At 70.9% G+C, this 12,688-nt stretch carries 14 protein-coding genes and 1 riboswitch; of the genes, 8 read left to right on the forward strand and 6 right to left on the reverse strand.

What is annotated here, in order from left to right:
- Positions 1 to 90 precede the first annotated feature (90 nt).
- A riboswitch (ZMP/ZTP riboswitch) is annotated at positions 91 to 181 on the forward strand.
- A gap of 33 nt (positions 182 to 214) precedes the next feature.
- The 4 genes from ACZ7GJ_RS13380 to ACZ7GJ_RS13395 all read left to right on the forward strand — a co-directional run bounded on the left by ACZ7GJ_RS13380 (position 215) and on the right by ACZ7GJ_RS13395 (position 4,672).
- Positions 215 to 1,492, forward strand: coding sequence for a serine hydroxymethyltransferase (locus ACZ7GJ_RS13380; protein ID WP_470751450.1), 1,278 nt, complete (start codon positions 215 to 217; stop codon positions 1,490 to 1,492).
- A 256-nt stretch (positions 1,493 to 1,748) separates the two neighbouring features.
- Positions 1,749 to 2,762: a tryptophan--tRNA ligase gene (trpS, locus tag ACZ7GJ_RS13385; RefSeq protein WP_470751451.1), complete on the forward strand. Its 1,014-nt coding sequence runs from the start codon at positions 1,749 to 1,751 to the stop codon at positions 2,760 to 2,762.
- A gap of 148 nt (positions 2,763 to 2,910) precedes the next feature.
- The gene (locus ACZ7GJ_RS13390) at positions 2,911 to 3,495 is read left to right on the forward strand and encodes a 2'-5' RNA ligase family protein (RefSeq protein WP_470751452.1); all 585 of its coding nucleotides are present in this window, start codon (positions 2,911 to 2,913) and stop codon (positions 3,493 to 3,495) included.
- Between the two features lie 157 nt (positions 3,496 to 3,652).
- Positions 3,653 to 4,672 carry a YihY/virulence factor BrkB family protein gene (locus ACZ7GJ_RS13395; protein ID WP_470751454.1) on the forward strand — a complete coding sequence of 340 codons (1,020 nt, stop codon included), beginning with the start codon at positions 3,653 to 3,655 and terminating at the stop codon, positions 4,670 to 4,672.
- On the opposite strand, the gene ACZ7GJ_RS13400 is transcribed toward ACZ7GJ_RS13395, so the two are convergent.
- Positions 4,626 to 5,858: a D-alanyl-D-alanine carboxypeptidase family protein gene (locus ACZ7GJ_RS13400; RefSeq protein WP_470751455.1), complete on the reverse strand. Its 1,233-nt coding sequence runs from the start codon at positions 5,856 to 5,858 to the stop codon at positions 4,626 to 4,628. The two genes, ACZ7GJ_RS13395 and ACZ7GJ_RS13400, sit on opposite strands and share 47 nt — an antisense overlap.
- Before the next feature lie 121 nt (positions 5,859 to 5,979).
- Here ACZ7GJ_RS13400 and ACZ7GJ_RS13405 point away from each other — a divergent pair, with 121 nt between their 5' ends.
- From ACZ7GJ_RS13405 to ACZ7GJ_RS13415, 3 genes are all read left to right on the forward strand, one after another.
- Positions 5,980 to 6,240, forward strand: coding sequence for an SCO4848 family membrane protein (locus ACZ7GJ_RS13405; RefSeq protein WP_470751456.1), 261 nt, complete (start codon positions 5,980 to 5,982; stop codon positions 6,238 to 6,240).
- A complete protein-coding gene (locus tag ACZ7GJ_RS13410; RefSeq protein ID WP_470751457.1) occupies positions 6,237 to 7,526 on the forward strand; it encodes a metallophosphoesterase in 1,290 nt (429 codons plus the stop codon). The genes ACZ7GJ_RS13405 and ACZ7GJ_RS13410 overlap by 4 nt, the downstream gene beginning before the upstream one ends.
- Positions 7,527 to 7,657: 131 nt before the next feature.
- On the forward strand, positions 7,658 to 9,217 hold the full coding sequence (locus ACZ7GJ_RS13415) for an ABC transporter substrate-binding protein (RefSeq protein ID WP_470751577.1): 1,560 nt from the start codon (positions 7,658 to 7,660) through the stop codon (positions 9,215 to 9,217).
- Positions 9,218 to 9,275: 58 nt separating this feature from the next.
- Here the strand turns inward: ACZ7GJ_RS13415 and ACZ7GJ_RS13420 are convergent, their stop codons facing one another.
- From ACZ7GJ_RS13420 to ACZ7GJ_RS13440, 5 genes are all read right to left on the reverse strand, one after another.
- The gene (locus ACZ7GJ_RS13420; protein ID WP_470751458.1) at positions 9,276 to 9,998 is read right to left on the reverse strand and encodes a TetR family transcriptional regulator; all 723 of its coding nucleotides are present in this window, start codon (positions 9,996 to 9,998) and stop codon (positions 9,276 to 9,278) included.
- Between the two features lie 11 nt (positions 9,999 to 10,009).
- Positions 10,010 to 10,411: a thiol-disulfide oxidoreductase DCC family protein gene (locus ACZ7GJ_RS13425; protein ID WP_470751459.1), complete on the reverse strand. Its 402-nt coding sequence runs from the start codon at positions 10,409 to 10,411 to the stop codon at positions 10,010 to 10,012.
- 3 nt (positions 10,412 to 10,414) lie between these two features.
- Positions 10,415 to 10,819 carry a hypothetical protein gene (locus ACZ7GJ_RS13430; RefSeq protein ID WP_470751460.1) on the reverse strand — a complete coding sequence of 135 codons (405 nt, stop codon included), beginning with the start codon at positions 10,817 to 10,819 and terminating at the stop codon, positions 10,415 to 10,417.
- A 109-nt stretch (positions 10,820 to 10,928) separates the two neighbouring features.
- On the reverse strand, positions 10,929 to 11,504 hold the full coding sequence (locus ACZ7GJ_RS13435) for a Uma2 family endonuclease (RefSeq protein WP_470751461.1): 576 nt from the start codon (positions 11,502 to 11,504) through the stop codon (positions 10,929 to 10,931).
- 189 nt (positions 11,505 to 11,693) lie between these two features.
- Positions 11,694 to 12,236 (reverse strand): hypothetical protein, encoded by a 543-nt coding sequence (locus ACZ7GJ_RS13440; protein ID WP_470751462.1) that lies wholly within the window; start codon positions 12,234 to 12,236, stop codon positions 11,694 to 11,696.
- Positions 12,237 to 12,328: 92 nt separating this feature from the next.
- Between ACZ7GJ_RS13440 and ACZ7GJ_RS13445 the strand changes: the two genes are divergently transcribed.
- On the forward strand, positions 12,329 to 12,688 hold the full coding sequence (locus ACZ7GJ_RS13445; protein ID WP_470751464.1) for a hypothetical protein: 360 nt from the start codon (positions 12,329 to 12,331) through the stop codon (positions 12,686 to 12,688).

The raw sequence follows: 12,688 nt of genomic DNA on the forward strand, positions 1-12,688 counted from the left end.
CAGGCCTGTGACGAGGGTGGCGTCACTTTCCATCCTCGCTCGTATACCGGACGGAGAAACCTTTCTTGTGGCGCGCCCGCTAAGGTGGGCCGTACGCACGGCAACTGGCGCACGGAGAACCAACTCCGGGGGAGTCGTGCGCGCACGACCGCATACAGGGCCGCTCGCCTGGGCCTCGCGGGGACGAACCGACATCGACCCCGGAGGAGCCGCCATGACCGCGCGCCAGCCGTCCGCCCATCCCGCCCTTTTCGCGACCGACCCCGAACTGGCGTCGTTCGTCGCGGCGGAGGAATCCCTGCAGGCCGAGACCCTGCGCCTGATCCCCAGCGAGAACTACGTGTCCGCGGCCGTGCTGGAGGCCTCCGGCACGGTGCTGCAGAACAAGTACAGCGAGGGCTACCCCGGCCGCCGGTACTACGAGGGCCAGCAGAACATCGACCGCGTCGAGGCGCTGGCCGTCGAGCGCGCCAAGGGCCTGTTCGGGGTGGACCACGCGAACGTGCAGCCCTACTCCGGCTCGCCGGCCAACCTGGCGGTGTACCTGGCCTTCGCGAAGCCCGGCGACACCGTGATGGGCATGGCCCTGCCGATGGGCGGCCACCTGACCCACGGCTGGGGCGTCTCGGCGACGGGCTCCTGGTTCCGCGGCGTGCAGTACGGCGTCTCCGCCGGGACGGGCCTCATCGACTACGACGCGGTGCGCGACCTCGCGCTCGCCGAGCGGCCGAAGATCATCTTCTGTGGCGGCACGGCGCTGCCCCGGACGATCGACTTCGCGGCCTTCGCGTCCATCGCCGAGGAGGCGGGCTCGGTCCTGGTCGCGGACGTGGCGCACATCGCCGGCCTGATCGCGGGCGGCGCCCACCCGTCGCCGGTACCGCACGTGGACGTGGTGTCCACCACCACCCACAAGACCCTGCGCGGCCCGCGCGGCGCGATGCTGATGTGCCGCGCGGAGCACGCGAAGGCCATCGACAAGGCCGTGTTCCCGGGCCTCCAGGGCGGCCCGCACAACCAGACGACGGCCGGCATCGCGGTCGCGCTGCACGAGGCGGCGCAGCCGTCCTTCGTCACGTACGCGCACGCGGTGGTGGCCAACGCCAAGGCCCTGGCCGAGGCGCTCCTGGCCCGGGGCTTCGACCTCGTGTCGGGCGGTACGGACAACCACCTGATCCTGATGGACCTGACCTCGCGGGAGGTCCCGGGCAAGGTCGCCGCGAAGGCGCTGGACCGCGCGGGCATCGTGGTCAACTACAACACCGTGCCGTTCGACCCCCGCAAGCCGTTCGACCCGTCGGGCATCCGGATCGGCACGCCGTCGCTCACGTCCCGGGGGCTGGGGGTCGAGCACATGCCGGTGGTCGCCGACTGGATCTCGCGCGCGGTGGACGCGGCCGCGAAGGGTGACGAGCCGGCGCTGGCCGTCGTGCGGGCCGAGGTCGCGGACCTGATGGCGGCCTTCCCCGCCCCGGGCCTGCCGCAGCAGTAGCCCCGCGGCACCGCTGCTGGGGGCTCCGCCCGCGGGGTCTGAGGCGGAGCCCCAGGGGGCCGGGCGGAGCCCCGGCGGAAAGCGGTCGCTCGGCCGGGGCAAGATCCGGCCGCACCGCTACTGTCCGGTACTCGGGCGGGCCCCGGCGCGGGGGCCGGGCGCGGGGTGCGGCCCCGGCCGCGCCGGCCCCGGCGACCCGCCCGGATCCGGCCAGCGCGGGGACAGAGTCCCGCCCCGCACCTGAGAGAATGAAGCCATGGCTTCTGATCGTCCTCGCGCGCTCTCCGGTATCCAGCCCACCTCCGGTTCGTTCCACCTCGGGAACTACCTCGGAGCCATCCGCCAGTACGTGGCCCTGCAGGAGACGCACGACGCCTTCTACATGGTCGTGGACCTGCACGCGATCACCATGCCGCAGGATCCGAAGGACCTCCGCGCGAACACCCGCCTCTCCGCCGCGCAGCTGCTCGCCGCCGGCCTGGACCCCGAGCGCTGCACGCTCTTCATCCAGAGCCACGTCCCCGAGCACGCGCAGCTCGGCTGGGTCATGAACTGCATCACCGGCTTCGGCGAGGCCAGCCGGATGACCCAGTTCAAGGACAAGTCCGCCAAGCAGGGCGCCAACAACGCCACCGTCGGCCTGTTCACGTACCCGATCCTCCAGGTCGCCGACATCCTGCTCTACCAGGCGAACGCCGTGCCCGTCGGCGAGGACCAGCGCCAGCACATCGAGCTGACCCGCGACCTGGCCGAGCGCTTCAACCAGCGCTTCGGCGACACCTTCACCCTCCCCGCGGCGCACATCGTCAAGGAGGTCGCGAAGATCTACGACCTCCAGGACCCGTCGATCAAGATGTCGAAGTCGGCGTCGTCCCCCAAGGGCCTGATCAACCTCCTCGACGAGCCCAAGGCCACCGAGAAGAAGATCAAGAGCGCGGTCACCGACACCGAGGCCGAGATCCGCTTCGACGCCGTGGAGAAGCCCGGCGTCAGCAACCTGCTCACGATCTACTCCACTCTCACGGGCGAGACGATCCCCGCCCTGGAGGCCCGTTACGAGGGCAAGGGCTACGGCGCGCTGAAGACCGACCTGGCCGGAGTGATGGTCGATTTCGTCACACCGTTCAAGCAGCGCACCCAGGAGTACCTGGACGACCCGGAGACCCTGGACTCCTTGCTGGCCAAGGGCGCGGAGAAGGCTCGGGCGGTCGCGGCGGAGACCCTGGCGCAGGCCTACGACAGGCTCGGACTCCTCCCCGCGAAGCACTGAGCGACAGAGGGCCCTGGCGATCTGGGGGGTGCTGGCGCCACACTGGGGCGGCAGCACTCGCACAGACGACGCTCAGCCCGCGCTCAGCACGGGCTCGGCCCGCGCACGGACGACCGGAACGACCGGAACGACGACGGAGGAGAGACTCGTGGGGACCGTAACGCTCGGCGTTTCGATCGCGGTCCCGGAGCCGTACGGCAGCCTGCTCCAGGAGCGGCGCGCGGGCTTCGGGGACGCTGCCGCGCACGGCATCCCCACGCATGTCACCCTCGTGCCGCCCACCGAGGTGGAGGCGGACCGGCTGCCGGAGATCCGCGCCCACCTGGCCGAGGTGGCCGCGGCCGGCCGCCCCTTCCCGATGCGGCTGGCCGGTACGGGAACCTTCCGCCCCCTCTCGCCGGTCGTCTTCGTCAAGGTCGTCGAGGGCGCCACGGGCTGCACCCGGCTCCAGGGCCGGGTCCGCGACCCCCAGGGGCCGCTCAGCCGCGAGCTGGCGTTCCCGTACCACCCGCACGTCACGGTCGCCCACGGGATCTCCGAGGAGGCGATGGACCTGGCGTTCAGCGCGCTCGCGGAGTACTCCGCGGACTGGATCTGCGGCGGCTTCGCCCTCTACGAGCAGGGCTCGGACGGGGTCTGGCGCAAACTGCGGGAGTACCCCTTCGGCAGCGCCCCGGCCGCAGTCCCGGCGCAGCTCGGGTCACCGACCGACACCGCCGCCGTCGTCGACTGAGGCAGGATCCTGTACCGGAACCTGAGCCGGAAACGGATCCTTCGCAGGACCAGGTCATGGAACGGCCGAGCCGTCGGGCGAAAAGTCACAAGGGACGACCGTAGTGCCCAACGGTGGCAATCCCGGCTATTTCCGACGGCTCATTTACGGTGACGGCATGGACTGGCTGAGGAAGCTTCCGGTGGTCGGGCCCCTGGTGGGCTTCGTGATGCGGACCCACGCGTGGCGTTCGTACCAGCGGCTGGACCGCGTCCACTGGAGCCGACTGGCCTCCGCGATCACCTTCATCAGCTTCCTGGCGCTCTTTCCGCTGATCACCGTGGCCGCCGCCGTCGGGGCCGGGCTGCTCAGCAAGGACCAGCTGGGGCGGCTGCAGAAGAGCCTCGCCGAGCAGGTCCCGGGCATCTCCGACCAGCTCGACCTCGACGCCCTCGTCGCGAACGCGGGCACCGTCGGGCTGGTGGCGGCGGCCGTCCTGCTCTTCACCGGCATCGGCTGGGTCGGCTCGATGCGGGACTGCCTGCGCGCGGTGTGGGAGAAGGACGACGAGGACGAGGGCAACCCCTTCGTGCGCAAGGGCAAGGACGCGCTCGTCCTGATCGGCCTCGGCGGCGCGGGCCTGGGCTCGGCCGCGGCCTCGATCATCGGCTCCAGCGCCGTCGGGCGCTTCGGCGAGTGGCTGGGCATCCCGCGGGACGGCGCGGGGGGCGCGCTGCTGCGGGGCGGGGCCTTCCTCGTCGGCGTGCTGGCGGCCTTCCTGCTGCTGCTCTACGTCCTGACCCTGCTGCCCGGCGTCGAACCGTCGCGCCGCCGCCTGCTCCAGGCCGCGCTCATCGGCGCGGCCGGCTTCGAGCTGCTGAAACTGCTGCTCAGCGGCTATATGCGGGGGGTCGCCGCGAAGAGCATGTACGGGGCCTTCGGCGTGCCGATCGCCCTGCTGCTGTGGATCAACTTCACGGCGAAGCTGCTGCTGTTCTGCGCGGCCTGGACGGCGAGCCGCGACGATGCGGACGGGGACGGCGAGGAAGACCCACAGACGGAGCAGGACCCAGGGACGGAGCAGGACCCGCAGACGGAGCAGGCCCCGGAGCCCGCGGCGGCCGAGGGTCCCGGGTCCTCCCCGCCGTCCGTCAGGAAGCCCGGCGACCCCGGCGGCCGCGCGGCAGGCGCCGGTTGACGACGAACGCGCCGCCCGCGAGGACCGCGAGCGCCCCGCCCGCGATGCCGAGGGCGGTGCCGATCCCGCCGCCGCCGTCACCGGACGCCGACGGGTTGTTCTCGTGCGACTGGGCGGGGGAGCCGTGGGAGGTCGTGTCCGCGCTCTTCGGCGGGACCAGCTCGCCCACCGGCTTGACCTTGCCCTGCGCGGCGAAGCCCCAGTCGAAGAGGTCCGCGGTCTCCTCGTAGACGGTGTTCGCGCCACCGGCGCCCGGGTTCATCACCGTGACCAGCAGCTTCTTGTCGCCTCGCTGGGCGGCGCCGGTGAAGGTGGAGCCCGCCATCGTCGTGTTGCCGTTCTTGACCCCGGCGATGCCCTTGTAGGGGGGGATGCCCCCCGCGCCCGTCATCAGCCGGTTGGTGTTCTGGATCTCGAAGTAGTCGCGCGCCTTCCCGGCCTCCTGCAAGCCGGGGAACTTCGCGCTGGCCGTGCCGCAGTACTCCCGGAAGTCCTGCTTCTGCAGGCCCGAGCGCGCGATGAGGGTGAGGTCGTACGCGCTCGACACCTGCTCGGGGGCGTCGTAGCCGTCCGGAGAGACCACGTGCGTGTCGAGGGCCTGGAGCTCCTCGGCGTGCGCCTGCATGTCCTTGACGGTCTTGTCGATCCCGCCGTTCATGGCGGAGAGCACGTGGACGGCGTCGTTGCCCGAGCGCAGGAACACCCCGAGCCACAGGTCGTGGACGGAGTACTCGTGGTCCTCCTTGACCCCGACCAGACTGGAGCCCGAGCCGACACCCGACAGCTCCTGCCCGGTGACCTTGTGGACCTGGTCCTTGGGGAGCCCGGGGAGCACGGTGTCCGCGAAGAGCATCTTCATGGTCGAGGCGGGCGGGAGCCGCCAGTGCGCGTTGTGTGCCGCGAGGACCTCGCCGGACTCGGCGTCGGCCACGATCCACGAGCGCCCCGTCAGGTTCGTGGGGAGCGCGGGCGCGCCGGGCAGCAGGTTCACCTGGGTCCCGGGCTGTCCGAGCGCGGAGCCGCCGACCGTGGACATCGAGGCGGGCGGGGCAGGGGCCTTGCGCTGCTGACCCTTCCCGTCCGCCGGCGGGGTCGGCGTCGGTGCGGCATGGGCGGGCGCCACGAGCATCGCGGGGACCAGCAGAGCGGCGGAAAGGACCGTCAGTGCGGTCTTATTGGCAGACACGCAGGTGAAAGTACATCCCGATTGACTGTCTGGCCGCACGGACCGGCCAACCCGCCGCAACCACCGCCGGGACAGCCCACCCCGGCGTGTCCGTTCCGGGTCGTGATCAGATACTGGGGACATGAGACTCAGTCGCGGCGCCTCCTGGTTCCTGCTCTCCTTCGGGGTGTGGAGCTGGTTCATCTGGGTGTCTTTCGTCCGGAACCTGTGGAAGAACGGCAGTGGTCAGGCATTCGACGCGGCGGGCGACCCGACGGCGTACTTCTGGGTCCACCTTCTCCTGGCGGTGTCGTCCTTTCTTCTGGGGACGGCCGTCGGAGTGATCGGGTTGCTCGGCGTCCGCGCGCTGCGGCGTGAATCACGTCGGGGTGACGCGGCATGAAGATCGTGCTGGCCGTCGCGGCCGTGGTCGCCGTACTGACCCTCCTGACACTGGTCCACCGCTGGCTCTGGATCCGCCTGGTGCGCGATACGACGGCCCCGGGCGGCCGGGCGCGGCGCGCCGGCACCGCGCTGGCGGTGGCGCTGCCCCTGCTGGCCGCGGCCGCGCTGGTGGCCGGGCGCGCGGGAGCCCCCTTCTGGCTCCAACAGACGGTGGCCTGGCCCGGTTACCTCTGGCTGGCGGTCCTGCTCTACCTGACGCTGGCGATGCTGGTGGCGGAGCCCGTACGCGCCGTGTGGCTCCGCCGGTACGCGCAGACGGCCCCGGCCGCGCCGGACCAGGCCGAGCCGGACCCGCGGGACCCCGCCCCGGACCCCGTGCTCCAGGCGCCGGCGGAGCCGGACGGCGCGGAGGGCTCCACCGCCACGATCACCGCCGTCCCCCGGGGCGCGGGGGGCGGGCTCAGCCGCCGGACCTTCGTCGCGCGAGCGGTCGGCGGGGCCGCCGCCGTCGCGGCCGGGGGGACCGTCGGGTACGGGACGTACGGGGTGCTGCGCGGGCCCCGGGTCAAGCGGGTGCAGGTTCCGCTCGCCAAGCTGCCGCGGGCCGCGCACGGCTTCCGCATCGCCGTCGTCAGCGACGTCCACCTCGGCCCCGTCCTCGGCCGCGCGCACGCCCAGCGCATCGTGGACACCGTCAACCGCACCCAGCCCGACCTCATCGCGATCGTCGGCGACCTGGTCGACGGCAGCGTGCCCGACCTCGGTCCGGCCGCCGAGCCGCTGCGCCTGCTCCGGGCGCGGCACGGCTCGTACTTCGTCACCGGCAACCACGAGTACTTCTCCGGGGCGCAGGCCTGGGTCGACCACGTCCGCGAGCTGGGCCTGACCCCGCTGGAGAACGCCCGCCGGGCACTGCCGCACTTCGACCTCGCCGGGGTCAACGACGTCCAGGGGGAGAGCGAGGGCCACGGCCCCGACTTCGGGGCGGCCTTGGGCGACCGCGACCGCTCCCGTGCCGCGGTGCTCCTCGCCCACCAGCCCGTCGTGATCCACGACGCGGTCCGGCACGGCGTCGACCTCCAGCTCTCCGGCCACACCCACGGCGGCCAGCTCTGGCCCGGCAACTTCGTCGCCGAGCTCGCCAACCCCACCGTCGCGGGCCTGGAGCGCTACGGGGACACCCAGCTCTACGTGTCCCGCGGGGCCGGCGCCTGGGGGCCGCCGGTCCGGGTCGGGGCACCGTCGGACATCACAGTCGTAGAACTCGCCTCATATCAGGCCTGAAGCGCACCAACTGCCAGCGGCACATCACAAATCGGCCTTCCCGGGGCCGATTTTCCGTGATTGGCTGTCCGATATTCGGATGTCGAGTCGCGCATATCGGTGTGCGACGGCGTGGGGTGGGGTCAAGGATGCTGCGGTCTGTCCGCTCGAAAGTCATCGCGGCCGGGCTGGTCCTCGGTGTGGCCGGAGCCGGGGCCTGGCAGCTGCTGCCCGACGAGGGCCGGGGGAGCGGTACGGCCATCCGCGTCGGGACGAGCGACGTGGTCTCCTCCCTGGACCCCGCCGGGGCGTACGACGCGGGCTCCTGGGCCCTGTTCAGCAACGTCTACCAGTCGCTGCTGACGATCCGGCCCGGCTCGGACACCCCGGTGCCCGACGCCGCCTCCGCCTGCAAGTTCATCGGGCAGAAGCTGACCACGTACCAGTGCGAGCTGCGCCCGGACGTGAAGTTCTCCTCGGGCCGCCAGATCACCGCCGAGGACGTCAAGCACTCCTTCGACCGCATCAAGGCGATCAACTCCGACCAGGGGCCGGCGCCGCTGTTCAACACGCTGGAGTCGGTCAAGGCCGAGGGCCGCGTCGTCACCTTCAACCTCTCCGCGCGCGACGCCACCTTCCCCTACAAGATCGCGACGGGTGCCGCCTCGATCGTGGACCGGGAGAAGTACCCGGCCACCGCCCTGCGCGGGGGCGTCAAGGTCGACGGCTCCGGCCCGTTCACCCTGGCCGCGTACACGGCCGGTGCGAGCGCCGAGCTCAAGCCGAACGCCACCTACAAGGGCCAGGGCAAGCCGGCCAAGGCGTCCGTCACCGTCAAGTACTTCGAGGACTCCGCCCAGCTCGACCGGGCCTGGCAGGACCGCGCGGTCGAGGTCGCCCACCGCGAGATGCCGCCGGCCGTGCTCGCCGGCCTCAACCCGGGCCTGAAGGACACCCGCTACCAGGCTTCCGGCGGCACCGAGACCCGCAGCGTGGTCTTCAACGTCCGCCAGGGCTCCCCCGCGGCGCAGCCCGCCGTGCGCCAGGCCGTCGCCGCCGTTCTGGACCGCTCCGCGCTGGCCGGCCAGGTCTACAAGGGCACGGTCACCCCGCTGTACTCCCTGGTCCCGGCGGGCATCGCCTCGCACAGCACGCCGTTCTTCGACATGTACCCGGCGCCCAACGGCGCCACCGCCAAGAAGCTCCTCAAGGACGCCGGGATCGCCACCCCGGTCCAGCTGTCCCTCGGCGTCAACGTACGCGGTGCGAACCTCGCCGAGGCCGACGAGATCAAGCGGCAGCTGGAGTCCACCGGGCTGTTCCAGCTGACGGTCAAGCCGGTGGAGAAGTGGGGCGACTTCCAGAAGGGGTACGCGGCGGGCGAGTTCGACGCCTACACCATCGGCTGGATCGCCGACTTCCCGGACGCGGACAACTTCGTCGCCCCGCTCGTCGGCGCCGACTCCTCGATGAACAACGGCTTCTCCGACAAGGCCGTGGACGCCCTCATCACCCGCACCCAGTCCTTCTCGGACCGCTCCGAGGCGGCGGTCGACTTCCGCGAACTCCAGAAGCTGATCGCCCAGCAGATCCCGATGCTGCCCATCTGGCAGAAGAAGGACTACGTGATGTCCCGCGAGGCCGTCACGGGCGCCCAGTACCTCTCCGACGGCACGGGCGTCTGGCGCCTGTGGGAGCTCGACTGGCTGTGATCCCGCCGCCGGGGCGGCCCGGGCCCCGGCACGGGGCTGCCGGGGCCGCCGGCGTGGATCAGGCGGGGTCGGGGTCCGAGGCGCGCTTCTTGGAGACCGCCGTCTGGGCCATGCCCGGGAGGAAGTCCGCGAAGAGTTCGTGGACCTCGCGGACCAGGGGGCGCAGGACGCGGAAGCGGGCCAGGACGATCCCGCGCGTGGTGAGCTGCGCACCGCGTTCCGCGAGGCGGCGGGTCTTCTCGCTGTTGGGGGAGCGGTCGAAGACCCAGTAGAGGACCAGGCCCATCTGCGAGAGCCACATGAGCTCCGGCAGTACGTCGGCCAGTTCTTCCGGAACCTTGGTCTTCGCCCCCGCCAGCACCTCGCGGTGCATGTCGATCGCCTGCTTGCGCGCCACCTCCGACTCCGGGGAGAAGGGGCTGAGCGGGCTCTCGGGGTCCGCCGCGTTCTTGAAGAACTGGGAGGCGAACTCGTGGTACGGCGCGGCGATGTCCAGCCAGGCCGTCAGTACGCCCGCGAGTCGTTTCTGCAGATCGGTCTCACTGGCCAGGATGGGCCGGACCGCGGCCAGGTGGGCGGCGCCGATCCGGTCGTAGAAACCCTGGACCAGGTGTTCCTTCGACTCGAAGTAGTAATAGGCGTTGCCGACCGAAACCCCGGCCTCCTTGGCGATGCCGCGCATCGTCGTCTTGTCGAAACCGCGTTCCTGGAAGAGCCGGAGCGCGGTTTCCAGGATGAGCGTCCGGGTCTGCTCGCTCTTGGGAGCCTTCTGATCAGTCACGGTGTATGAGCCTATCCGGGTGCGGGGCACTGATCGTCACAGGTCTCGTCCCGGACCGCCTCCCGCCACTTGGAGGCGGCGTACATCGCCGCCCTGGCGAACGGCCGGCCGGCCGGGGTGGCGAGCCAGTTCGCCCTCGGCCGGTGCTCGGCCAGTGCCCACAGGCACACGATGAAGGCGTCGGTGCCGGTCCACACCTGCCCGGAGTCCCCGACGACGGTGATCTCCCGCAGCGTCGACGCGTGGTCGAGCTGCGGGAACCGCCGCTGCGCCTCGAAGGACGCGGCGGGCACCAGCCGGAGCGGCACCAGCCAGTGCTGCGCGAGCAGCCAGTGCCGGATGTGCACGCAGAGCGGGCAGTTGGCGTCGTACAGGACCGTGAGGTGTCGGGTGGCCTGCGCGGCCGGTGCCACCGGTCAGGCCCCGGCCGGCGCGGTCCACCCCTGCGGGGCGACCGGCGGGGTCTGCTGGCGCTCCATGATCTGGCGGCGCCGCACCTTGCTGAGCACCCAGACGTTGCCGAGGTGCATGACGCCGAGGACCAGCAGGACGACGCCGAGCTTGACCGACAGTGCCTCGAAGAGGCCGCGGGCGGTGTCGATCTCCTCGCTCGACCGCAGGTACAGGGTCACGAAGCCGATGTTCACGAGGTAGAAGCCGACGACCAGGAGCTGGTTCACGGCGTCCGCGAGCTTCTCGTTGCCCTGGAGGACGTCGGCGATGAAGATGCGCCCGTTGCGGCTGAGCGTGCGGGCGACCCAGATGGTGAGTCCGATGCTGATGAGCAGGTAGATGACGTACGCGACCACGGTGAGGTCCATTGCCCTCGCCCCCCTTGAACGTGTTCAACTTGATGGCAGGACTGACTGTAGACCTGTTTTTGAACAAGTTCAAGCAATGGGTGTGGGGTGGTGTCCGCTGTGCCGAGCTCTAGGCTTCCGGCTCCTGCTCTTCGGCCTTGAGCTGCCTCTTGCGCGGCTGTCCGGCCTTCAGTAGCTGGTCCACATCGAGGGTGACCTTCGCGCCCAGCGTGTCGGGCAGGGTCGCCAGTTCACCTGCGGCGTGGATGCGATGGCCTTTGTACTCGCCCTCGACGGGGTCCGTCAGGACGTGCACCCGCTGGTGCTTTCGGTTGATGATGACGTAGACGGGGATCCGGGCCTGGGCGTAGGCGATGGCCTTGGACCGCAGGTCGTTGTTGTAGTTGGACGAGGTCACTTCCAGGACCGGGCGGAATGCCATCGGGTCGTAGCAGTTGAACTCGATCAAGTGGTCGTCGAGATCGGCGTCGACCACGGCCAGGTCCGGGACCGCGTAGTCCTCGGGGCCCTCTGGCAGCCAGACGCCGACGCCTTGGAGCACGTCGGTCTCGCCATCGTCCAGTCCCGCGGCGATGAAAGGGGCCATCACCCTTGTCAAGGCGCGCGCGTGCGGGGCGTCCGGCGCTGGTGTCGCGGTGAGGATGCCTCCGATGATCTCGACACGGTAGCCGGGGAGCTGCTCCATGAGTCTGTCTGCCTCTTCGAGGAGAGTCAGAGGCTCCTCGTCGTTGCCACGCTCAGGTGCTCGACGGGCGCTGTGGACATTCCGGGCCTCCCGTGGGCTGGGTCGAGAGCATCATCGTAGGGCGGTGGTGGCCCCGCGACCCGTAAGGCGGTTCCTTCACCGGATCGGGTGGGGGAACCGCCGCGGGGGTCACATGCTCAGGGAGCGGGCGTAGTTGAGCTGGTTCATGACCCACATGTACGTGCTCGGGTCCGTGGCCGGGATCATCGTGGAGTGGTGGCGGCCGGCGCTGTTCACCGTGATCTGGATGTAGCCCGTGGTCTTCTTCTCCTTCATCAGGAGGAACAGCAGGCCGAGCAGGCAGAACAGGAAGAAGATGACGGCGAGGACGATCGCGTGGGCCGGGATCTTCTCCTCCGTGCGCGACAGGTCCGTCGCGTTCCACATCGCGCCCCGCAGCGGCATCGGACCCGACGGGGTCATGATCTGGTCGCCCACGACGGTGATGTCGCCCAGGGAGAAGCCGGAGCCCTGCCCCGCCGCCGGCGGCGGGGTCATGGGGGCCGGGATGCCAGCTCCGGCAATGGTCGGCTGGTAGGCGGGGGGCTGCTGCGGGTAGCCGTAACCCGGCTGGCCCGGCTGCGGGTAGCCGTAAGCGGGCTGCCCCGGACCCCACTGGTAGTCGCCCTGGCCGGGGTCGTTCGCGTACGGATTGGGCTGCTGCTCACTCATGCCGACGATCCTTCCACAGCCACCGCGCCTGCTGTAGCCCGGCGTTGGGACCGGCCGCCCCATTGTCAGTGGCCGGTTCTAGTCTCTGGCGCATGGGAAGCGTGACGTTCGTCGACGAGACGACAAGTGGGGGCCGCAGCGGCGGCTGGGGCATGGAGATCGCCGAAGAGCGGCTCGCGCTGCGCGAGTTGATCCGGCGGAGGATATTCCAGGAGGTGGCGGAGGACGCGGCGCGCGGCCACGCCGCCGTGGCGCAGCGCCTGGTGCGGCCGGCCGCCGACCGGCCCGTGGATCCGCAGGTGCAGACCGAGCTGGCGCTGCGGGCCTTCGAGCGCAACGGCTTCCTCGTCCTGGTGGGGGACCGTCAGATCACCGGGCTCGACGAGGAGATCGACCTCCCGCTCGGCACCGAGGTCACCTTCCTCAAGCTCGTCGCACTGGTGGGCGGCTGA

This window comes from Streptomyces sp. NPDC037242, assembly GCF_055604165.1.